We start from the raw sequence: 20860 nt of genomic DNA, 5'->3' as shown, positions 1-20860 counted from the left end.
ATGCAACAGGCCTTGGGCGGTCAGACGCGGAACTGGCCGACCAGGGCGCGCAGTTCGCGGCTCATCGCCAGCAGTTCCTCCGCGGCGGTGCGGGTTTCCTCGACGCCGCCGGTGGTGATGCGAGCGGCGTCGGAGATGGTGGCGATGTTCGCCGCGATGTCGGCCGAGCCGGCCGCGGCCCGGGAGATGTTGCGGCCCATCTCGGCCGTGGTGACGGTCTGCTCTTCGACGGCGGCGGCGATGGTCGTCTGGTAGTCGCCGAGCCGCCCGGTGATCTCGACGATCCGGCTGATCGCCTCGGTCGCGGCCATCGTGTCGGCCTGGATGCTCTGCACCTTCGAGGCGATGTCACCGGTGGCCCGGCCGGTCTCCTGGGCCAGGTCCTTGACCTCGGTGGCCACGACGGCGAAGCCCTTGCCGGCCGCGCCGGCCCGGGCCGCCTCGATGGTCGCGTTGAGCGCCAGCAGGTTGGTCTGATCCGCGATGTCGTTGATGACCTTGACGACGTTCCCGATCTGCTGGCTGGACCCGCTCAGCCGGCCGATCAGGTCGTGCGCCGACTGGGTCAGTTCGGTGGTCTGCCCGCCGATGCGGGCCGCGTCGGCCGCGGTACCGGCGATCTCCTGGATCGAGGCGCTCATCTGCTCGGCGCCGGTCGCGACGGTGCGCACGTTGGCGGACACCTCGTCGGCCGACGCCACGATCAGCCCCGACCGGGTGGACGTCTGCTGGGCGCCGGCCATGATCCGGGTCGAGGTGTCGGTGAGCCGCTCGCTGGCGACCGCGACCGTCGAGGCCGACCCGCTGATGGCCCGGACCGTCGCAGCGATCTTGTCGACGAACGTGTTGAACTTGCGGCTCACGGTGGTGAACTCGTCGTTGCCGGTCACCACGAGCCGGTGGGTGAGGTCGCCTTCGCCCTCCGCGATGTCCGACAGCCGCTCGTGCAGGGCCCGCAGCGGCTGGACGATCGAGACCGACAGCGCCAGCGCCATGACGATGGCCAGGCCGAGCGCGATGCTGCCCACGATGTTGGCCAACCGGCCGGTGCGGCTCGCCGTCGACCGGGCGGACTCCTGCGCGGCGGCCGCACGCTGCTGCGCGCCGGCGAGCAACTGGTCGACGGGATCGCTGATGCGGGCGTACGCGTCCAGGCCCTCCCCGACGACGAGGTCGTTGGCCGCCTCGACCTGTTCGGGCGTCCCCGCCCGGTAGGCCGCGATGACCCGGTCGTCGAGGGTCGCGAAGTCGTCGAACGCGGTGCGGATCGTCCGCACGGCGGCCTGGTCGGCGGCCGGCAGCGGCAGGTTCGCCATCGCCTGCAGCTCGGTGCCGAAGTCCCGCATCGACTGCAGGAACGCCGCCCGCGTCTCGGCCGTGTCGGCGGTGGCGCCGGGCTCGCCGCGCACGATGTCGAACGCGTAGCCGACCTGCCAGCCGGAGATGTCGGTGATGCGGAACTTCAGCTGCTCGGCCGCGTCGAGCTGCGCCTGCGCGGCGGAGAGATGCTCGGCGGTGTCGCGGGTGCCGCGCGAGGCCGAGATCGCCGCCACCCAGATGGCCACCACGCAGAGCGAGACGATGAGGAAGCCGACCACCAACCGCGTGACCACCCGCGTACGCCGCAGCGCGCCCATGTCCGCCACCCCCGCTGACTGCTCTCGCCGAGCCCGGTACGGCGGTCCAATCGGCCCCGCCGCCACGCTCCTGAGGAAACCCGCAGCCCAGCGGCGGTGGCGGCGCGGCGGGAACGGGGCTAGTCGGGCTCGACCCGCACCGGGTCGACCCGCCAGATCTTGTCGCAGTACTCGCGCACGGTCCGGTCCGAGGAGAAGAACCCGGTGCGGGCGGCGTTGAGCACGGACATGCGGGTCCACCGGTCGCGGTCCCGCCACGCCGTCGCCACCGCGTCCTGGCACTCGACGTAGGCGCGGTAGTCGGCGAGGGCGAGGTACTCGTCGCGGCCCAGCATGGCGTCGACGACCGGCGCGAACAGGGAGCGGTCGCCCTTGGCGAACACGCCGGAGGCGATCGCGTCGACGGCGGCGCGCAGCTCCGGGTCGCGCTCGTAGTACGCCCGCGGCTCGTAGTGGCGGCGCAGGTCGACGGCCTGCTGCGCGTCGAGGCCGAAGAGGAAGAAGTTCTCCGCCCCGACCCGATCACGGATCTCGATGTTCGCGCCGTCCAGGGTGCCGATCGTGACGGCACCGTTGAGGGCGAGCTTCATGTTGCCGGTACCGGATGCCTCCTTGCCGGCGAGGGAGATCTGCTCCGACAGGTCGGCGGCCGGGATGATCACCTGCGCGCGGGACACGTTGTAGTCCGGCAGCAGCACGACCTTGAGATGCCGGGACACCACCGGGTCGGTGTTGACCGTCTCGGCGACCGCGTTGACGAGCCGGATGAGCAGCTTCATCGCGTGGTACCCCGGGGCCGCCTTCCCCCCGAACAGGACGGTCCGGGGGACCATGTCCATCTCCGGCATCTCGCGCAGCCGGTTGAACAGCGTGATGACGTGCAGCAGCTTGAGGTGCTGGCGCTTGTACTCGTGGAACCGCTTGATCATCACGTCGCACAGCGCGTCGGGGTCGACGACGACGCCCGTCGACCTCTCCACCTGGTGCGTGAGATCGACCTTGTTGAGCCGCTTCACCTCCCGCCAGCGCTCCAGGAACGCCGGGTCGTCCGCCGCACCGGCGAGCCGGTCGAGGCGCTCCAGGTCGGTGAGCCAGCCCTCGTCGCCGAGCCGCTCGGTGATGAGCTCGGACAGCCTCGGGTTGGCCAGCCGCACGAACCGCCGCGGGGTGACGCCGTTGGTGACGTTGTGGAACTTCTGCGGCCACAGCTCGGCGAAGTCCCGCAGCGTCGTCTCGGCGAGCAGCCTGGTGTGCAGCTCGGCCACCCCGTTGACCGCGGTGCTGCCGACGACCGCGAGGTGCGCCATCCGGACCCGCTTCTCGGGGTACTCCTGGATGATCGACAGCCGACGCATCTTGTCGAGGTCGCCGGGGTAGGTGGCCGCGACCTCCTGCAGGAAGAAGTGGTTGATCGAGTAGATGATCTCCATGTGCCGCGGCAGCAGGCGCTCCAGCAGCTCCACCGACCACGTCTCCAGGGCCTCGGGCAGCAGCGTGTGGCAGGTGTAGTTGAACGTCCGCCGGGTGATCGACCAGGCGAGGTCCCAGTCCAGCCGGTACTCGTCGACGAGCAGCCGCATGAGCTCGGTGATCGCCATGACCGGGTGGGTGTCGTTGAGCTGGATGACGACCTTCGCCGGGAACGCGTCCCAGCCGGTGTTGCGCAGCCGGTACCGCCGGATGATGTCCCGCAGCGAGCAGGCGACGAGGAAGTACTGCTGCTTCAGCCGCAGCTCCCGGCCCTGCTCGGTGCTGTCGTCGGGGTACAGGACCTTGCTGATGTTCTCGGCCTGGACGATGTCCTCGACGGCCTCCTTGTACTGCCCGGCGCCGAAGCGGCTCAGGTCGAACGACTCGCGGCTCGCCCGGGCCTGCCACAGCCGGATGATGTTGACCGTCGGCGTCCCGTACCCCGGCACGAGCATGTGGCTCGGCTCCCCGCGCACGGTCTCGGCGGGCGTCCACTGCCGCCGCAGCCCGCTCGGGTCGTCGAGCGCCGGCGCGGTGCTGCCGTAGAACCCGACCACCTGCCGGTCGTCCGGCGCCGGGAACTCCCACGGGTTGCCGTAGAACGTCCAGTCGTCGGGCCGCTCGACCTGCGCCCCGTCGCGGAACGCCTGCTTGAAGATGCCAAACTCGTACCGGATGCCGTAGCCCACGGCGGGGATGTCGAGCGTCGCCATCGAGTCGAGCAGGCAGGCGGCGAGCCGCCCGAGCCCGCCGTTGCCGAGCCCCGGCTCGACGTCGTAGGCCTCCAGCTCCTCGAGCGACACCCCGAGGTCCTCCGCGATGGGCCGCACGAACTGCTCGGTGCCCGTGTACAGCAGGTTCTGCCGCAGCTGCCGCCCGAGCAGGTACTCGGCCGACAGGTAGTACACAAACCGCGGGTTGGCCTGGTAATGCGCCGCCGCCGTCCGTGCGTACCGCCCCACGAGCCGGTCCCGCACCGTGACCGCGAGCGTGTGGTACCCATCGGGGCCGCTCGCGGATTCGAGGGTGGTGCCTCGCTGGTAGTAGAGGTTGCTGATGAGGTCCTGCTCGAACGCTTCGAGCGTCCCGCCGACGGTGCGCATCTTGGGCCGGGGCCGAGCATCGGTCACTACGCTAGTATCTCCCGCCACACACCCGAACCGCCGCTAAACCTGCGCTCCCCGGGCTTGGGCGACATTTCCGAAATCTCACCCAAAGATCACGGGAACCGTGCGGCTCGCCGCAAGGTCGCACCACACTTGCGACATTTCGGAAATATCGCCCAACCGGACCCTCGGCTGCGCCACCTCGCCCAAGATCATGGGAACCATCTGGCTGCCGGAACAACCAGCAGCTTCCCTCGATCATGCCCCGTTCGCCCGCCACCGCCGGGCCCGGCAGCGCGCCGTGATCGATGGAGCGATCTGGCTGCCATGACGACCAGAACGCTCCATCGATCATGAAAAACGGCCGCCGCGACCCCCCAAACACGGGCCGCGGCGGCGCTCGAAAGCGTGCGGAGCGTCAGCGGCCGATGGCGGCCGCCGCCCGCTGTCAGCGGCCGCGCTGGCGGCGGGCGTCCGAGATCCCGTTCGCGGCCCGCGCCGCGAAGGCCTGGGCGGCCTTGCCGCCGCCGTTCGGGTACGTCGGGGCGTTGGCGCCCGCGCCGCCGGCCGGCGACGGGGTGCCGCCCGACGTGGTCGAGCCGCCGAAGGCCGAGCCGCTCGACGCGTTGCGGATGGCCTGGCCGGACGCGATCTTGTCGTGGACCGCCTTCGCCTCGGCCTGCTCGCGCTCCGACGGGACGGCCATCACGGCGCTCGCCAGGGCGATGACCACCACCAGGACGAACAGCACGATCGGGGCCAGGAACCAGTTCACGTCCACGCCCGGCACCGGCTCGACCGCCTGGTCCAGGTGGACGTGCATCGCGGCCATGCCCGTGTAGTGCATGCCGCACACGGCGACGCCCATGACCGCGGCGGCGGCGAGGGTGGCCGGGATGCCGCGGACCACGATCGTGAACCAGAGGGCGACCGTCGCGGCGACCACGGCGATGGCGTAGGAGGCGAGGTAGAGATTGTTGTCGTACTCGAACGTGCCGTTGATCTGCATCGCGGCCATGCCGGTGTAGTGCATGAACGCGACCGAGACGCCGGTGATCGGGCCGCCGACGAGGACCTTCCACAGCTTCGGCTTGCCGAGGCCGACGATGAACAGGCCGATGCCGACCGTCACGACGGCGATGAAGAAGCTCGCGACCGTGATCGGCACGTCGTAGCGCAGCGGCGACCCGGTGACGCTGAAGCCGACCATCGCCATGAAATGCATGACCCAGATGCCGGTGCCGCCGATCGACCAGGCGGCCAGGACGAGCAGCCAGGCCCGCCGGCGGGTGTCCGTCGCGGCGCGGGCCCGGGCGGTGCTCACCAGGCCGAGGAGAGAGCCGAGGAAGGACATGGCGTACGCGAAGATCGGGGTGATCGCGCCGTACGTAAAGTGGTGCAGCTGACCCACGAGTTACCTCCCGCGCCGAGCGGCTGTGCACGACCGGCAAAAAACCGGCGTGTGCATCATTGCGGATCCGAATGGCTTTTTCCTAATCACAAGCGGCGAAACTTCGCTGCGTGACTATGCCATAACGCTGTATGCCAGAACGCCACGTGTCACCGCCGCCATCGCCTGCCGCGCGGTGCGGCGGACCCCCTCCGGTGCCCCGGTCGCCTCGGCGAGCTGGCCCAGCAGATCGAGCACCTGCCGCGACCAGCGCACGAAGTCGCCGGCGGGCATGTCGCCGTCGAGGCCGTGCACGCTGCCGAGAACCTTGGTCAGCGACTCGCCCCGGGCCCAGCGGTACATCGGCCACACGAAACCCAGATCGAGCTCGCGGGTCAGCTGAAGACCCCGCTCGTCCTCGTCGTCGCGCAGCTCCGCCCACAGCTTGAGGGTCGCGTCGACCGCGTCGGTGACCTCGCCCCGCGGGATCGACGCGCGGTCCTCGGCCTCGCGGCGCGCCTCGTACACCAGCACGCTCGCGGCGGCGGCCAGCTCGGCCGGGTCGAGCTTGTCCCACACGCCGCTGCGCAGGCACTCGGCGACCAGCAGGTCGGTCTCCGACCAGATCCGGGCGAGCATCCGGCCGGCGTCGGTGACGCCGCCCTCGGCGCTGAGATACCCCCGCTCGGAGAGCAGCCCGCACACCCGGTCGAAGGTGCGCGCGAGCGACCCGGTCCGGCTGGCGACCTTGCCCCGCAGCGCCTCCGTGTCGCGCTCCAGGCGGTGCCGCCGCTCGGCCCACCGGGCGTGCTCCTCCCGGTCCGGGCAGCGGTGGCACGGGTGCCGGCGCAGCGACGCGCGCAGCGAGTCCAGCTCGGAGTCGTCGGCGGCCGCGGTGTTGCGGGACCGGCCGCGGCGCCGGTCGGCCGGGTCGAGGTCCAGGCGGTGCAGGGCGGCGGCCAGGTCGCGGCGGTCCTGGGCCGAGCGGTAGTTGAACTGCTTCGGCACCCGGACCCGGCCGAGCGGCTCGACGGCGCTGGTGAAGTCGGCGCCGGAGATGCGCCCGGCCCAGCGGTCCTCGGTGAGCACCAGCGGGCGCGGCTCGCCGAACCCGCGCCCGCCGACGCCCGGGTCGATGACGATGGCGAGGCCGGAGCGCCGGCCGGTCGGGACCCGGATGACGTCGCCGGGCCGCAGCCGCTCCAGGGACTCCAGGGCGGCGGCCCGCCGCTGCTGGGCCCCCTGGCGCGCGATCGCCCGCTCGCGGTCGGCGATCGCCACGCGGATCCCGAAGTACTGCTGGAAATCCCCGAGATGGCAGGCCAGCTCCCGCTCGTAGGTCGCCATGGTGTCGGCGTTGCGCTGCACCTGGCGGGCCAGCCCGACGACCGACCGGTCGGCCTGGAACTGCGCGAACGAGCTCTCCAGGAGCTCCCGCGCGGCCGCCGACCCGACGCTGCCGACGAGGTTCACGGCCATGTTGTAGGAGGGCCGGAAGCTCGACTTCAGCGGATACGTGCGGGTGGACGCGAGGCCGGCCACGTGCCGCGGGTCGACCTCGGGCGCCCAGACGACCACGGCGTGGCCCTCGACGTCGATGCCGCGGCGGCCGGCCCGGCCGGTGAGCTGCGTGTACTCCCCCGGCGTCAGGTCGACGTGCGCCTCGCCGTTGAACTTGACCAGGCGCTCCAGCACCACGCAGCGGGCCGGCATGTTGATGCCCAGCGCGAGGGTCTCGGTGGCGAACACCGCCTTGACCAGGCCGCGGACGAACAGCTCCTCGACGACCTCCTTGAACGCGGGCAGCATGCCGGCGTGGTGCGCGGCGAGGCCCCGCTCGAGGCCGTCGAGCCACTCCCAGTACCCCAGCACCTGCAGGTCGTCGGCCGGGATGTGCTTCGTGCGGGCCTCGACGATGGTGCGGATCTCGGCCCGCTCGTCGGGGCCGGTGAGGCGCAGCCCCGCGGCGAGACACTGCTGGACGGCGGCGTCGCAGCCGGCGCGGCTGAAGATGAACAGGATCGCCGGGAGCAACCCTTCGTTGTCGAGCCGCTCCACGATCTCCGGACGGTACGGCCCCGTCCACCGCCGCCCGCGCCCGCGGCGCATGTCGCCGGCGAGTTCCACGCGTCGCAGCATCTCCCGGTGGTACCGCAGCAGCTCCGGATGCACGTCGTGCTTCTGCGCCGCCTCCGCGTCGTGGAACAGGTCGAACATCCGCTTCCCGACGAGCATGTGCTGCCAGAGCGGCACGGGCCGGTGCTCACTGACGACGACCGTGGTCTCCCCGCGCACGGTGACCAGCCAGTCGGCGAACTCCTCCGCGTTGGACACGGTCGCCGACAACGACACCAGCGTCACCGAATCGGGCAGGTGGATGATCACCTCTTCCCACACCGCGCCGCGGAACCGGTCGGCGAGGTAGTGCACCTCGTCCATCACGACGTACGAGAGCCCGTGCAGCGTCCCCGACCCCGCGTAGAGCATGTTGCGCAGCACCTCGGTGGTCATGACCACCACGGGCGCGTCACCGTTGATCGCGTTGTCGCCGGTGAGCAGCCCGACCCGCTCCGACCCGTAGCGCTGCACCAGGTCGTTGTACTTCTGGTTCGACAGCGCCTTGATCGGCGTCGTGTAGAAGCACTTGCGCCCCTGCCGCAACGCCAGGTGGACGGCGAACTCCCCGACGACCGTCTTGCCGGCCCCGGTGGGCGCGCACACGAGCACGCCGGTGCCACGCTCCAGCGCCTCGCAGGCCTCCGACTGGAACGGGTCGAGCGCGAAGTCGAGCTCCTCGGTGAACTCCGACAGCGCCGGGTGCCGGGCCGCGTCCTCGGCCCGCAGGCGGGCCGCCTGGTACCGGTCGGCTGGGCTCAGATCCACGTCCTCGGTACCACTCACGCTCCCCAGGCTAGGCGACGAAGGCCCGGATCCGCTCCTCGGTATCGTGCTGGCGTGCCGGAAAGCGAAGACTCTCGCCCGTCCCCACGACCGATCGAGGCGGTGCTGCTGGACTTCCACGGGACGCTCGCGCAGGTGGAGGACCCCGTCCGGTGGGTCACCAAGGCGGCCGAGACGGTCGGCGTCACGCTCGACCGGGGGCGGGCCACCGTCCTCGCCGACCGGCTCACCACGGCCGGGCGGGCCGGCGGGCCGAAGCCGCACCGCGTGCCGCCGCACCTGGCCGAGGTGTGGTCCGACCGGGACCTGTCCGAGCAGGCGCACCGGGCCGCCTACGAGGGGCTGGCCGCGACCGTGGACGCCGACCTGGCCAGGGCCCTCTACGACCGGCTGCTGATCGCCGACGGCTGGCAGCTCTACGCCGACACCCTGTCCACCCTGCACGCCCTGCGCTCGGCCGGGGTGCCCGTGGCGGTGGTCAGCAACATCGGCTTCGACCTGCGGATGCTCGCCGAGGAGTTGGGCTTCGCGGCGCTGGTCGACGAGTTCGTGCTCTCCTACGAGGTCGGGCGCATCAAGCCCGACCCGGCCATCTTCTACAAGGCGTGCGCGGCGCTGCGGGCCGACCCGGAGCGGACCCTGATGGTCGGCGACACGCCCACCGACGCCGGGGCGGCCGCGGCCGGCTGCAGCGTCCTTGTCCTCCCGGAGAGTGAACCGGGCCGGATCCACGGCCTCGGGGGCATCCTGCGGCTGCTGTGACGGGCGTGGCGGCAGGTGTGGAATCGCCGCCCGCCGGGAATCACTGTCGCAACACCGCCTCTGCGCTTGTCGGCTCCGTGTCGCGGCGCGACAGTGCCATCACACGCTTCTTTTTGGAGGATTCGTCATGCCGTTGAGCCGTTGGGATCCCGCCAGTGCCCTGGCCCGCATCGAGAACGACGTCGCCAGTGCCGCCCACCACGCCCACTCCACCTCTGTGCAGACCGCGACCGACGGCGACGACCTGGTGATCACGGTCGAGGGCATCGACCCGTCGAACGTCGACGTGCGGGTCTCCGGCGGCCGGCTGACCGTGCGCGGCCAGGGCGGCAGCAGCTCGTCCGACAGCCGCGACGAGGGCGGCGCGCACTTCCAGTCGTTCTCGTCGAGCTCCAGCTCGTTCTCCCGCAGCTTCTCCCTGCCCGAGGGCGTCGACCAGTCCGACGTGGTGACCGAGCCGTCGCCGGGAGGCGTGAAGATCCGCATCAAGAACGCCGCCTGACGCCCCGGCGCCTTCTTGCGTCGATCTTGCAGTTGTGGTGCCGGGACACTCCCGGAATGCCCGGGTTTGGGGGGCACCACAACTGCAAGATCGACGCAGCTAGGCGGACAGCAGGGTCAGGGCGGCGGGGACGCACGTGATCGTCACCGGGAGCGGGCAGATGCGTTCGCCGTCCGCGTATGCCGTGACGCCGTCGGCGGCCAGTTCGATCGTCCGGGCGCGGTACGTCGAGACGCGCGGGTCGTGGACGTGCTCGCCGGTGTACACCTTGGGCCGCAGCCGCATCAGCGTGAGCCGCCCCAGCGGCTCGGCCACCACCACGTCGAGCAGCCCGTCGGCGGGGTCGGCGTCCGGCACGATCCGGAACCCTCCCCCGTAGCTCTCGGTGTTGCCGACGGCGACGAGGACGGACGCGAACTCCCGCTCGGTGCCGTCGAGGCTCATGCGGTACCGCCGAGCCTTCAACGCCAGCAGCTCCTCCACGATCGCGCGGTTGTACCGCTGCGGCCCGCGCGGCCACCGGATCCGGTTCGCGCGCTCGTTGACGAACGCGTCGAACCCGGCGGCGAGCACCGCCCCGAACCAGGCCGTCGTGCCGTCGGCGCCCACGACCCGCGCGAGGTCGATGGCCCGCGTCGCGCCGTCCCGCAGCGCCACCGCGATCCCGCGCGCCGCGTCGAGCGGGTCGGGAGGCAGCCCGAGCCGTGCCGCGAAGTCGTTGCCGGTGCCGGCCGGCACGATCCCGAACGGCACCCCGGTCCCGGCCACGGCCTGCAGCCCGAGGTGGACGGTCCCGTCGCCCCCCATGGCCACGACGGCCGACCCGTCCGCCACCGACGAGGCCGCCCCGGCAGCCATTTCGGCCACGGTACCGCCGGTGACGACCCGCACGACGGCCCCCTCGGCCGCGAGCCGCTCCACGACCACGGGCAGCAGCCCCGCCCGCCGCCCCTTGCCGGCCGTGGGGTTCGCGAGCAACGCAATCTTCACGGCGCAGATGCTAAACGTTCGAACGCCCCCGGCCGAGGGTCCGGCCGGGGGCGTTCGAGCGGTCTGCTGTTACGTGACGTCGTCGTAGCGGCGGTCGAGCGAGCGCGACCGCTCGACCGGCGTGGGCGCGTCGACCGGGGTCACCGGCTCGATCGGGTCATACCCGCCCACCGAGGTGGCGGCACCCACCGGCTCGACGTCGTAGTCGTCGAGCGAGGACGTCTCGTCGTCGCCGATGTCCGCGTAGGCCGGGCGGTTGCGGCCCTTGCGCCTGTCGTTGATCAGGGCGACGGCGACGGCACCGAAGTAGAGCAGCGACATCGCCAGCGCGAGGCCGGTCATCGTGAACGGGTCGGGCGTCGGGGTGGCGACGGCCGCGAACGCGAAGAAGATGAAGACCACGAACCGCCACCAGCCCAGCAGCTTGCGGCCGCTGAGGACGCCGGCGAAGTTCAGCATCATCGCGATGAGCGGGAACTCGAACGCGACACCGAACACCAGCATGCCGGTGGTGATGAAGTCGACGTACCGCGTGATGTCGAGCGACGTCGTCACGACCTCCGCGGGCGGCAGCAGGAACTGCAGGCCGTGCCCGAGGGCGAACCAGGCGAGGTAGGCGCCGAGCGCGAAGAGCGGCGCCGCGATCGACACGAAGATGTACGCGTACTTGCGCTCTTTGCGGTGCAGGCCCGGCGCGACGAAGGCCCACAGCTGGTACATCCACCAGGGTGCGGTGAACAGCAGGCCGAGCCAGAGGCCGACCTTCAGCTGGAGCAGGAAGAAGTCCGCGACGCCGAGCTGGACGAAGTTGCAGTCACCGGTCCGCGGCACGAGGACCTTGCAGACCGGATCCTTGACCAGGGCGATCGCCCGCCCCGACAGCCAGTAGCCGATGCCGAACCCGACCACGATCCCCAGGCACGCCTTGAACAGACGGTTGCGGAGCTCGCGCAGGTGCTCCATGAGGGTCATGGAGCCGTCCGCGGCGCGCTGGAACTGCGACGGCGCCTTCGTCCGGCGCCGTCCGGGGAGGATGCTCACGACGGTGTGGCGCCTCAGCGCTCGCGCACGCGGTCGACCGGGTCGACCGTCGGCGCCGGCGAGGGCTTGTTGTCGTCGATCGTGCCGCTCAGCGGCTGCCGGCCGGACTGCGCCTCGGCCTTGGCATCGACGTCGTCGTCAGCGAGGCCCTTCGTCTCCGCCTTGATGATCCGGAGTGAGCGACCCAGCGAACGCGCGGCGTCCGGAAGACGCTTGGCGCCGAACAACAGGATCAGCACCACCACCAGCACGAGAATGTGCCACGGCTTGAGTGCACCCATGTGAAGCCACCTCACTGTATTCGAGCTGCCCGACCCATGGTACTGACCAGTTGCGGGTGAGGGCAGAGGCCGGGGTTAGCGGGTAGGGGTCCGGCCGCTGAAGTCTTGACGAGTGTTGACGGTGGAGCGCCTGATCGTCAACCATCCGTCCGGACAAACACGCAATTTGCCCGGTTGATCCGGCAGGTTTGTTAACTGTTCTCGTCCCCGCCGCGGCGGGCCTGGAGCACGAGGGCCTGCTCCTGCATCGACTCCAGGCGGGGCTGGAGGGCCTCCACCGTCGCCTGGAGCTGGACGAGGTGCGGCTCCACGCGCCGCTGGCCGTCCAGCAGGCGACGCTGCAGGGACTGCGCGACCACGCCGAAGCGGCGCAGGGTCCCGCCGACCTTGACGGCGACGACCACCAGGATCACGAGCGCCAGCAGTACCAGAGCGGCAGCGATCAGCCAGAGCACGGAATCGACCTTAGTGCACCCGGCCCGGTCCGGCCCGTCAGGCCGGTGTGGCGTACGTGTCGAGTGCGGCGCGGGCCTCGGCGCCCACCGCCTGGGCGAGCGCCGGCGGGGCGACGACGGTCACCTCGGCGCCGAGCCCGAGCACCATCCGGCGGGCCCAGTCGAGGTCGGAGGCGCGCAGCGAGACCGTCCAGTGCTCGCCGGGCCCGCGGACGACCTCTTCGCAGGGATACTGCTCGGTGATCCACCGGGCGCCGCGCCCGACCCGCAGGGTGATCAGCGGCAGGTCGGGCGTGGGCGTGAACAGCGTGCCGGTGCGGGTGTCGGTGGGCTGGGCCTGGCGCGGCACCTGGGCCGGCTCGTCGAGCTCGGCGGAGGCGTCGATGCGGTCGACGCGGAACAGCCGGACCGCCTGCGCGCGGCGGCACCAGGCCTCCAGGTAGGCCCAGCGGCCGACCACGAGCACCCGCATCGGGTCGACGACCCGGTCGGTGGTCTCGTCACGGGCGGCCGTGTAGTAGGTGATCCGCAGCGCCCGGCGGCGCTCGACCGCCCCGCGCAGCTCCTCCAGGCGGTCGGCGTTGCCCGGCAGCCGGACGGCGACCGCGGCGTCGGCGAGGTCGCCGGCCGCGTGCTCGATCTTGGCCAGGGCCCGGTGGACGCCGTCGCGCTGGGCCACGCCGGGCGTCTCGGCGAGCATCCGCAGGGCGACGATGAGCGCGAGGGCCTCGTCGGGCGTCAGGCGCAGCGGCCGGTCGATCCCGGCGTCGTAGGTCAGGGTCACGCTGTCGCCGGCGAAGGCCATGTCGATGAGCTCGCCCGGCCCGTACCCGGGCAGGCCGCACATCCACAGCAGCTCCAGGTCGTCGCGCAGCTGCCGCTCGGTGATCCCCTGGTCGTGGGCGGCCTCGGCGAGCGTGATCCCGGGCCGGGCCTGCAGGTAGGGCACCAGGTTGAGCAGCCTTCCCAGCCGCTCCGCTCCCCCGCTCACGCGCCCTCCGCTCCGCTCCGGCCGCCTGAGCCCCACACTGAACCCACGATGAGCGGCCTCCTCCGCTTCGCTCCGGAACCGCTCATGCGCCCTCCGCTCCGCTCCGGCCGCCTGAGCCCCACACTGAACCCACGATGAGCGGCCCCCTCCGCTTCGCTCCGGAACCGCTCACGCGCCCTCCGCTCCGCTCCGGCCGCCCGAGCCACACACTGAACCCACGATGAGCGGCCCCCTCCGCTTCGCTCCGGAACCGCTCACGCCAGGACCCCCGCGTCGGCGGGCTCGTAGGCGGCGGCGATGGCCTTGAGGCGCTGGATCACCGCGTCGCGGATCTCCGGCGGGTCGAGGACCACGACGTCGGCCCCGTAGCCCACCAGCCAGTTGGCGAAGAAGTCCACGTCGGCATAGCGCAGCGTGAGCACGTCACCGTCGGGCCCGGGCGCGCAGGTCTCGGCCCAGCGCCGCACGCCCGCGGCCCTGCCCGGCCGGACCCGGACCGTGGCGCGGCCGGTGCGCTCGACCGGGCCGCTGGAGTGGGCGACGTAACCGATGAGGTCGACGTCCTTCGGCGGCTCGTAGGCGCCGCGCCGCCCGGCCCGGCGCACGCCGCCGACGATCCGGGACAGCCGGAAGCAGCGCTCGGCGCCGCGGTCGAGGTCGTGCCCCACCACATACCACCGGCCCCGCCAGCACACCACGCCCCACGGCTGCAGCCGGCGGGTGTGCGCGGCGTCGCGCTCGGGCACGTGATAGTCGAACGTGACCGCCTGCCGGTCGCGGACCGCCGCGGTGAGCGGCTCGAACGCCGGGTCGACGGTGACCACGGCCTCGACGCCGAGGGTGGCGTGCGGGTCGACGTCGATGCCGCCGGCGCGCAGCTTGGCCAGGCCGCTGGAGGCCGCGGCGGCCAGGCCGCTCTGCTGCCACAGCCGGGCGGCGATGCCGACCGCGGCCGCCTCGTCGGGCGCGAGGGGGATGTCGGGCAGCGCATACTCCCGGCGGGCGATGCGGTAGCCGGGCTCGTTGTCGAAGATGCTCGCCGTGCCGATCTCCAGCGGGACGCCCAGCTCCCGCAGCTCGGCCTTGTCCCGCTCGAACTTGCGCTGGAACGCCTCGTGGTCGCGCTCGTCCTGCGGGTCGTGCTCGTAGCCGGGGACGATGGTGGCGATCTGGTCGGCGGTCAGGAAGCGGCGCGTAGCGAGCAGGCAGATCACCAGATTGACCAGGCGCTCGGTTCGGGTACGCGACACCCAGCGAACCTACCAGCCCGAACGCCTGTTCTGCGTCGCCCACACGGGCACCGGACGTGCCGTCTCGCACCGTCACCGTGCGTGCGCGGAACGTCGTTGCACTACCGTGGGCGCCGTGATCCGGTGGCGTTGGGGAACGGTGGCCGCGGTGCGCCGCGAGTGGCGGGGCAGCCGCGAGCTGGACGTGACGGTCGAGGCCCGCCGTCGCGAGGATCCGGCCACGGTACGGGCGCTGGCGTACCCGGCGCTCGTCGGCGCCCCGGAGCCCGGCGACCGGGTGCTGCTGAACCTCAACGCCCTGGCCCTGGGGCTGGGCACCGGCGGGTACGCGCTGGTCGTCGCCGTCCCCGACCGGCTGCCCGACGACGTGGACGTGCCCGGGCACGTGGTGAAGGCGCGGTACACGCCGCTGCAGGCGATCGTGCTCGCCGCCGACGAGGAGGCCTCGCCCCTGCGCGGCGACCTGGCCGGCGCGACCGACCTCGGCGGGATGCCGGTCGTCGTCGCCGACCTGCACTCGGCGCTGCCCGCGGTCGTCGCCGGCGCGCTCGCCGCGGCGCCCGGCGCGCGGATCGCGTACGTGATGACCGACGGCGGCGCGCTGCCGGCCTGGTTCTCGCGCACCCTCGACGGGCTCGGCCCGCTGCTGGCCGGCACCGTCACCACCGGGCAGGCGTTCGGCGGGGACCTCGAGTCGACGAACGTGCACAGCGGGCTGCTCGCCGCCCGGCACGGCCTCCGCGCCGACCTGGCCGTGGTCACCCAGGGGCCGGGCAACCTCGGCACCGGTACCTCATGGGGCTTCTCCGGGGTCGCGGCGGGCGAGGCGGTCAACGCCGTCGCGGCGCTCGGCGGCAGGCCGGTGGCGGCGCCGCGCATCTCCGGCGCCGACCCGCGCCCGCGGCACCGCGGGGTGTCGCACCACAGCCTCACCGCGTTCGGGCGGGTGGCCCTGGCCCCGGCCGACCTCGTCGTGCCGGCCGACCTGCCGGCCGACCTGGCCGGGCCGGTGCGCGCCGCGCTCGCCCCGCTGTGCCCGCCGCACACGCTGGTCGAGGTGCCGGCCGAGGACCTGGCGGAGGCCCTGGCCGCGCTGCCGGTGCGGCTGTCGACCATGGGCCGCGGGTTCGCCGAGGACCGGGCGTACTTCCTGGCGGCGGCCGCGGCGGGCCGCCACGCGGCCTCAGGCCTTCGCCAGCGCGGCGTTGGCGACTGACTGCAGCTGGGGCAGGTGGTTGGCGTCGGGGTTGGCCCCGGCGAGCAGGTAGACGGCGACGACCGCCTTGCCGCGCTTGGCCAGCAGCGTCTTCGACCTGTCGCTCAGCGCCGCCTCGCCGACGCCGCCGACCGCCTCCAGCGACGCGATCGTCGTCCACAGCCGCTGCGCCTGGCCGGCGTCGGGGAAGGTGAGCGCGACGACGGTGACCTGGTCGCCGCCGGCGTTGCCGAACGGGCACATCCGGGCGCGGGCGTCGAGGCCGAGGCTCTGGACGGCCTGCCCGTACTGCGCGACCGCCGCCGCGCCGTCGCCGGCGCTCGGCTGGACGGCCAGGCCGGTCGACTTCTGCACCTGGGCGGCGGTGATGAGCCCCTGGCAGCCGTCGGTGTTCACGGCCGGGGGCAGGCTCGGCGAGGGCAGCGGCATCGAGGCGCCGGCCGCGGGCGGGGCGGCGCTGGCCGGCAGCGGCGAGCGGCGCTCACCGTCGTCGGTGCAGCCCGCGGCGAGGGCCACGACCAGTGCGGGGGCCGCCGCGGCGGCCAGCGCGAACGTGCGCCTCATGCCCACACCAGGATGGCGACGAAGCCGCCGACGATGAGGGCGAGCACGAGGGCGAGGACCCAGGTCGGGATGGAGGGGCCCTCGGTGCGGTTGCGCTCGATCTCCTCGCGGATGCGCTGCAGCCGGCGGCCGTGCCGGGTGCGGGACGGCCGGTCGGGGTTGAAGTCGGCCGTCGGGAGGGAGCGGGGCCGCTGCTCGGGCGGATCGGGCTCGTCATACATGGTGACGGCCAGCCTAACCCGAGGCGGCCCCGCTTTCTCAACTCGCCGGTAACAACGCTGTCACAGGCGCTGTCACATGCTCGCGATCAGCCGGTCGACCCGCTCGTCGTAGGCGCGGAACGGGTCCTTGCACAGCACGGTGCGCTGCGCCTGGTCGTTGAGCTTCAGGTGCACCCAGTCGACGGTGAAGTCGCGGCGGCGCTCCTGGGCGTGCCGGATGAACTCGCCGCGCAGCCGGGCCCGGGTGGTCTGCGGCGGGGTCTCCTTCGCCTCGAAGATCTCCAGGTCGGTGGCGACCCGGTCGACCGCCCCGCGCTTCTCCAGCAGCCCGTAGAGGCCCCGGCCGCGGCGCAGGTCGTGGTAGGCCAGGTCCATCTGGGCGACCCGCGGGTGGGACAGCGGCAGGTCGTGCTTGGCCTGGTAGCGCTCGATGAGGCCGAGCTTGGTCACCCAGTCGATCTCACGCTCGACGCTCTTGAGGTTGTCGGTCTCGACGGCGCCGAGCACCCGGCCCCACAGGTCCATGACCCGCTTCGTCGCCGCGTCGGCGCCGCGCCGGTCGAGGAACTCGGTCGCCTTGTCGAAGTACTCCTGCTGGATCTCCAGCGCGGAGATCTCCTTGCCGCTGGCCAGGCGGACCCGGCGGCGGCCGGTGATGTCGTGCGACACCTCGCGGATCGCGCGGATCGGGTTCTCCAGGGAGAGGTCCCGCATCGCCACGCCGGCCTCGATCATCCGCAGGACGATGTCGGCCGTGCCCACCTTGAGCAGGGTGGTGACCTCGTTCATGTTCGAGTCGCCGACAATCACGTGGAGTCGGCGGTACCGCTCGGCGTCCGCGTGCGGCTCGTCCCGCGTGTTGATGATCGGGCGCGACCGGGTGGTCGCCGAGGAGACGCCCTCCCAGATGTGCTCGGCGCGCTGCGACAGGCAGTAGACGGCGCCGCGGGGCGTCTGCAGCACCTTGCCGGCGCCGCAGATCAGCTGGCGGGTGACCAGGAACGGGATGAGAATGTCGGCCAGCCGGCCGAACTCGCCGTGCCGGCTGACCAGGTAGTTCTCGTGGCAGCCGTAGGAGTTGCCGGCCGAGTCGGTATTGTTCTTGAACAGGTAGATCTCGCCCGCGATCCCCTCGTCGTGCAGCCGGCGCTCGGCGTCGACCAGCAGGCCTTCGAGGATCCGCTCGCCCGCCCGGTCGTGGACGACCAGGTCGGGCACCGAGTCGCACTCGGGCGTCGCGTATTCCGGGTGGGAGCCGACATCCAGGTAGAGGCGCGCGCCGTTGCGCAGGAAGACGTTGCTGGAACGACCCCACGACACGACGCGCCGGAACAGGTACCGAGCGACCTCGTCCGGGGACAGGCGGCGCTGCCCCCGGTAGGTGCACGTGACCCCGTACTCGGTCTCAAGGCCGAAAATTCGCCGGTCCATGTACAGACATTAGCCGCCTGGGGGCGGATCCGGCGCTATTGCTTCCGCAGACTTTGCGTGTAGGCCTCACACGCGGCGTAGTCGGGCAGGCGCCCGGCGTCGCGCATCTCGGCGAACGACGGCGCCACCGCGTCCCGCTTCGACAGCTGGGGCTCGTCGACCGGCCAGACGATGCCGATCTCCGGGTCGAGAGGGTGAATTCCGTGCTCACCAGTGGGGCTGTAGGTCGCCGAGCACAGGTAGGTGATCGTCGCGTCGTCGGTCAGGGCGCAGAACCCGTGGCCGAGGCCCTCGCCGAGGTACAGCGCGCGGCGGTCGACCTCGTCAAGCTGGACGCCCTCCCAGCGGCCGAACGTCGGGGAACCGACCCGGATGTCCACGACGACGTCGAGCACCGCGCCGCGGGTGCAGGTGACGTACTTCGCCTGCCCCGGCGGCACGTCGGCGAAGTGGATGCCGCGCACGACGCCGCGCGCCGAGACCGAGAGGTTGCCCTGCGCGAGGCGCAGCTCGTGGCCGATCTCGGCGGCGAGGTGGTCGAACCGGAAGAACTCCATGAACATGCCGCGCGGGTCGCCGTGCTGCACCGGGGTGACCTCCCAGGCGCCGGCGATCGAGAGCTGTCGGATCTTCACGCGTGGCTCCTCAGCTCTCCCAGTCGAGCAGATGGATCAAGTACTCACCATAGCCGCTCTTGCGCAGCGGCTCGGCGAGTGCGCGCAGCTGCTCGTCGTCGATCAGCCCGGCCCGCCAGCAGACCTCCTCGACACAGCCGATCTTGAGGCCCTGGCGCTCCTCGATGACGCGGACGAACTCGGCCGCCTGCACCATGGTGTTGAACGTGCCGGTGTCGAGCCACGCGGTGCCGCGGTCGAGGATCGACACGTGCAGCTCGCCGAGCTCCAGGTAGGCCGCGTTGACGGCGGTGATCTCCAGCTCGCCGCGGGCGCTCGGCGTGAGCTCGCGGGCGATCTGCACGACCCGGTTGTCGTAGAAGTAGAGACCGGGCACCGCGTAGCGCGACTTCGGCTTGGCGGGCTTCTCCTCGATCGAGATCACCTTGCCGCCGTCGTCGAACTCGACGACGCCGTAGTCCTGCGGGTTGGCCACCGGGTAGGCGAACACCTTGCCGCCCTTGAGCTCGCCGCTCTCGGCGAGGCGCTGGCCGAGCTGCGCGCCGTGGAAGATGTTGTCGCCGAGCACCAGCGCGACGCTGTCGTCGCCGATGAAGTCGGCGCCGATGATGAACGCCTGGGCCAGGCCCTCGGGCTTCGGTTGCACCGCGTAACCGATCTCCAGCCCCCACTGCCGCCCGTCACCGAGCAGCCGCTGGAACTGGTCCTGGTCCTCCGGGGTGGTGATCACGAGGATCTCGCGGACCCCCGACATCACCAGCGTGGTGAGCGGGTAATAGATCATGGGCTTGTCGAAGACGGGCATGAGCTGCTTCGACACGGCCTTGGTCAACGGCCACAGACGGGAGCCGGTGCCACCGGCGAGGATGATGCCACGCACCCGGCCACCTTACGGGCTGACCCACACCGCGGTCGACTCACCCGGTCCGCGCGTGCACTAGACTCCCGATCCCGTGAGAATCCTCGTCACCGGTGGTGCCGGTTTCATCGGCTCCCATTACGTCCGCACCCTTCTCGGAGGCGGTTACCCTGCCTACGCCGGCGCGGCCGTGACCGTGCTCGACAAGCTCACGTACTCCGGCAATCGGGACAATCTCGCCCCGGTCGCCGCGGACGCGGCGCTCACCTTCGTCGAGGGCGACATCTGCGACGCCGACCTGGTCGGCGAGCTGATACCCGGTCACGACGCCGTGGTCCACTTCGCCGCCGAGTCCCACGTCGACCGCTCGATCCTCGGCGCCGGCCCGTTCGTGACCACCAACGTGGTCGGCACGCAGGTCCTGCTCGACGCGGCGCTGCGGGCCGGGGTCAGCCGGTTCCTGCACGTGTCGACCGACGAGGTCTACGGCTCGATCCAGGAGGGTTCCTGGACCGAGGAGTGGCCGCTCGCCCCGAACTCGCCGTACTCGGCCTCCAAGGCCGCCTCCGACCTGCTCGCGCTGGCCTACCACCGCACGCACAGGATGGACCTGGTGGTCACGCGCTGCTCGAACAACTACGGGCACTACCAGTTCCCGGAGAAGGTCATCCCGCTGTTCGTGACCAACCTGCTCGACGGCAGGCCGGTGCCGCTCTACGGCGACGGCGGCAACATCCGCGACTGGCTGCACGTGTCCGACCACTGCGCCGGCATCCAGCTCGCCCTGGAGAAGGGCCGGGCCGGCGAGGTCTACAACATCGGCGGCGGCCGGGAGCTGACCAACAAGGAGCTCACGCAGGTCCTGCTCGAAGCGACTGGGCGCGACTGGGACGCGTTCGTCACGTACGTCGAGGACCGCAAGGCGCACGACCGGCGGTACTCGCTGAGCATCGACAAGATCCAGAATGAGCTGGGCTACACGCCGGCGGTCACCTTCGAGCAGGGCATCGCCGAGACCGTGGCCTGGTACCGCGACAACCGCGCCTGGTGGGAGCCGCTCAAGGCCCGCGCGGCGCTGGGCGCATGACCGTTCCGGAGCGAAGCGGAGGGCCGGTCATCATGGGCTCAGTCGACAGGTCGTGCGGCCGGAGCGGAGCG

General features: G+C 71.9%; 19 protein-coding genes. 4 read left to right on the top strand and 15 right to left on the bottom strand.

What is annotated here, in order from left to right; genetic code table 11:
* Positions 1-20: 20 nt before the first annotated feature.
* From IEZ31_RS13215 to IEZ31_RS13200, 4 genes are all read right to left on the bottom strand, one after another.
* Positions 21-1637, bottom strand: coding sequence for a methyl-accepting chemotaxis protein (locus IEZ31_RS13215; protein WP_190250113.1), 1617 nt, complete (start codon positions 1635-1637; stop codon positions 21-23).
* Positions 1638-1756: 119 nt separating this feature from the next.
* Positions 1757-4237, bottom strand: coding sequence for a glycogen/starch/alpha-glucan phosphorylase (locus IEZ31_RS13210; RefSeq protein WP_229834902.1), 2481 nt, complete (start codon positions 4235-4237; stop codon positions 1757-1759).
* A 424-nt stretch (positions 4238-4661) separates the two neighbouring features.
* Complete coding sequence (locus IEZ31_RS13205) at positions 4662-5624, bottom strand: MHYT domain-containing protein (protein WP_190250112.1); 963 nt, start codon at positions 5622-5624, stop codon at positions 4662-4664.
* Positions 5625-5738: 114 nt separating this feature from the next.
* Complete coding sequence (locus tag IEZ31_RS13200) at positions 5739-8504, bottom strand: DEAD/DEAH box helicase (RefSeq protein WP_229834900.1); 2766 nt, start codon at positions 8502-8504, stop codon at positions 5739-5741.
* Positions 8505-8558: 54 nt separating this feature from the next.
* Between IEZ31_RS13200 and IEZ31_RS13195 the strand changes: the two genes are divergently transcribed.
* On the top strand, positions 8559-9266 hold the full coding sequence (locus IEZ31_RS13195; protein WP_229834891.1) for an HAD family hydrolase: 708 nt from the start codon (positions 8559-8561) through the stop codon (positions 9264-9266).
* Positions 9267-9393: 127 nt separating this feature from the next.
* The gene (locus IEZ31_RS13190; RefSeq protein ID WP_190250111.1) at positions 9394-9768 is read left to right on the top strand and encodes an Hsp20 family protein; all 375 of its coding nucleotides are present in this window, start codon (positions 9394-9396) and stop codon (positions 9766-9768) included.
* Positions 9769-9867: 99 nt separating this feature from the next.
* Here IEZ31_RS13190 and IEZ31_RS13185 read toward each other — a convergent pair whose 3' ends face one another.
* The 6 genes from IEZ31_RS13185 to IEZ31_RS13160 all read right to left on the bottom strand — a co-directional run bounded on the left by IEZ31_RS13185 (position 9868) and on the right by IEZ31_RS13160 (position 14776).
* The gene (locus IEZ31_RS13185) at positions 9868-10767 is read right to left on the bottom strand and encodes a diacylglycerol kinase family protein (protein ID WP_190250271.1); all 900 of its coding nucleotides are present in this window, start codon (positions 10765-10767) and stop codon (positions 9868-9870) included.
* Positions 10768-10827: 60 nt separating this feature from the next.
* Entirely contained in the window at positions 10828-11730 is a 903-nt protein-coding gene (gene tatC, locus IEZ31_RS13180; protein WP_190250270.1) for a twin-arginine translocase subunit TatC, read from the bottom strand.
* 83 nt (positions 11731-11813) lie between these two features.
* Entirely contained in the window at positions 11814-12080 is a 267-nt protein-coding gene (gene tatA, locus IEZ31_RS13175; protein WP_190250110.1) for a Sec-independent protein translocase subunit TatA, read from the bottom strand.
* Between the two features lie 191 nt (positions 12081-12271).
* Positions 12272-12535, bottom strand: a complete 264-nt coding sequence (locus tag IEZ31_RS13170) for a hypothetical protein (RefSeq protein WP_190250109.1) — start codon at positions 12533-12535, stop codon at positions 12272-12274.
* A 37-nt stretch (positions 12536-12572) separates the two neighbouring features.
* Positions 12573-13562, bottom strand: a complete 990-nt coding sequence (locus IEZ31_RS13165) for a helix-turn-helix transcriptional regulator (RefSeq protein WP_190250108.1) — start codon at positions 13560-13562, stop codon at positions 12573-12575.
* 218 nt (positions 13563-13780) lie between these two features.
* A complete protein-coding gene (locus IEZ31_RS13160) occupies positions 13781-14776 on the bottom strand; it encodes a helix-turn-helix transcriptional regulator (protein WP_190250107.1) in 996 nt (331 codons plus the stop codon).
* Positions 14777-14891: 115 nt separating this feature from the next.
* Between IEZ31_RS13160 and IEZ31_RS13155 the strand changes: the two genes are divergently transcribed.
* The gene (locus IEZ31_RS13155; RefSeq protein ID WP_190250106.1) at positions 14892-15992 is read left to right on the top strand and encodes a DUF3866 family protein; all 1101 of its coding nucleotides are present in this window, start codon (positions 14892-14894) and stop codon (positions 15990-15992) included.
* On the opposite strand, the gene IEZ31_RS13150 is transcribed toward IEZ31_RS13155, so the two are convergent.
* The 5 genes from IEZ31_RS13150 to rfbA all read right to left on the bottom strand — a co-directional run bounded on the left by IEZ31_RS13150 (position 15960) and on the right by rfbA (position 19723).
* On the bottom strand, positions 15960-16556 hold the full coding sequence (locus tag IEZ31_RS13150; protein ID WP_190250105.1) for a hypothetical protein: 597 nt from the start codon (positions 16554-16556) through the stop codon (positions 15960-15962). The two genes, IEZ31_RS13155 and IEZ31_RS13150, sit on opposite strands and share 33 nt — an antisense overlap.
* Complete coding sequence (locus tag IEZ31_RS13145) at positions 16553-16777, bottom strand: hypothetical protein (RefSeq protein ID WP_190250296.1); 225 nt, start codon at positions 16775-16777, stop codon at positions 16553-16555. The genes IEZ31_RS13150 and IEZ31_RS13145 overlap by 4 nt, the downstream gene beginning before the upstream one ends.
* A gap of 72 nt (positions 16778-16849) precedes the next feature.
* Entirely contained in the window at positions 16850-18208 is a 1359-nt protein-coding gene (pafA, locus tag IEZ31_RS13140; protein WP_190250104.1) for a Pup--protein ligase, read from the bottom strand.
* A gap of 35 nt (positions 18209-18243) precedes the next feature.
* On the bottom strand, positions 18244-18843 hold the full coding sequence (locus tag IEZ31_RS13135; protein WP_190250103.1) for a dTDP-4-dehydrorhamnose 3,5-epimerase family protein: 600 nt from the start codon (positions 18841-18843) through the stop codon (positions 18244-18246).
* Positions 18844-18853: 10 nt separating this feature from the next.
* Positions 18854-19723: a glucose-1-phosphate thymidylyltransferase RfbA gene (rfbA, locus tag IEZ31_RS13130; RefSeq protein ID WP_190250102.1), complete on the bottom strand. Its 870-nt coding sequence runs from the start codon at positions 19721-19723 to the stop codon at positions 18854-18856.
* Positions 19724-19796: 73 nt separating this feature from the next.
* Here rfbA and rfbB point away from each other — a divergent pair, with 73 nt between their 5' ends.
* Complete coding sequence (rfbB, locus tag IEZ31_RS13125) at positions 19797-20789, top strand: dTDP-glucose 4,6-dehydratase (protein WP_190250101.1); 993 nt, start codon at positions 19797-19799, stop codon at positions 20787-20789.
* Positions 20790-20860 lie beyond the last annotated feature (71 nt).

It is taken from the genome of Dactylosporangium sucinum (genome assembly GCF_014647515.1).
In the GTDB taxonomy this organism is placed as follows: Bacteria; Actinomycetota; Actinomycetes; order Mycobacteriales; family Micromonosporaceae; genus Dactylosporangium; species Dactylosporangium sucinum.
The sequence above is the reverse complement of the archived record's forward strand: the minus strand, read 5'-3'. Positions and strand labels throughout refer to the sequence as shown.

Coding starts and splice junctions, on each gene's coding strand:
- IEZ31_RS13190 (WP_190250111.1), top strand. CDS start 9,394: ATGCCGTTGAGCCGTTGGGATCCCGCCAGTGCCCTGGCCCGCATCGAG.
- IEZ31_RS13145 (WP_190250296.1), bottom strand. CDS start 16,777: ATGTATGACGAGCCCGATCCGCCCGAGCAGCGGCCCCGCTCCCTCCCG.
- IEZ31_RS13150 (WP_190250105.1), bottom strand. CDS start 16,556: ATGAGGCGCACGTTCGCGCTGGCCGCCGCGGCGGCCCCCGCACTGGTC.
- tatC (WP_190250270.1), bottom strand. CDS start 11,730: ATGACCCTCATGGAGCACCTGCGCGAGCTCCGCAACCGTCTGTTCAAG.
- IEZ31_RS13215 (WP_190250113.1), bottom strand. CDS start 1,637: ATGGGCGCGCTGCGGCGTACGCGGGTGGTCACGCGGTTGGTGGTCGGC.
- pafA (WP_190250104.1), bottom strand. CDS start 18,208: ATGGACCGGCGAATTTTCGGCCTTGAGACCGAGTACGGGGTCACGTGC.
- tatA (WP_190250110.1), bottom strand. CDS start 12,080: ATGGGTGCACTCAAGCCGTGGCACATTCTCGTGCTGGTGGTGGTGCTG.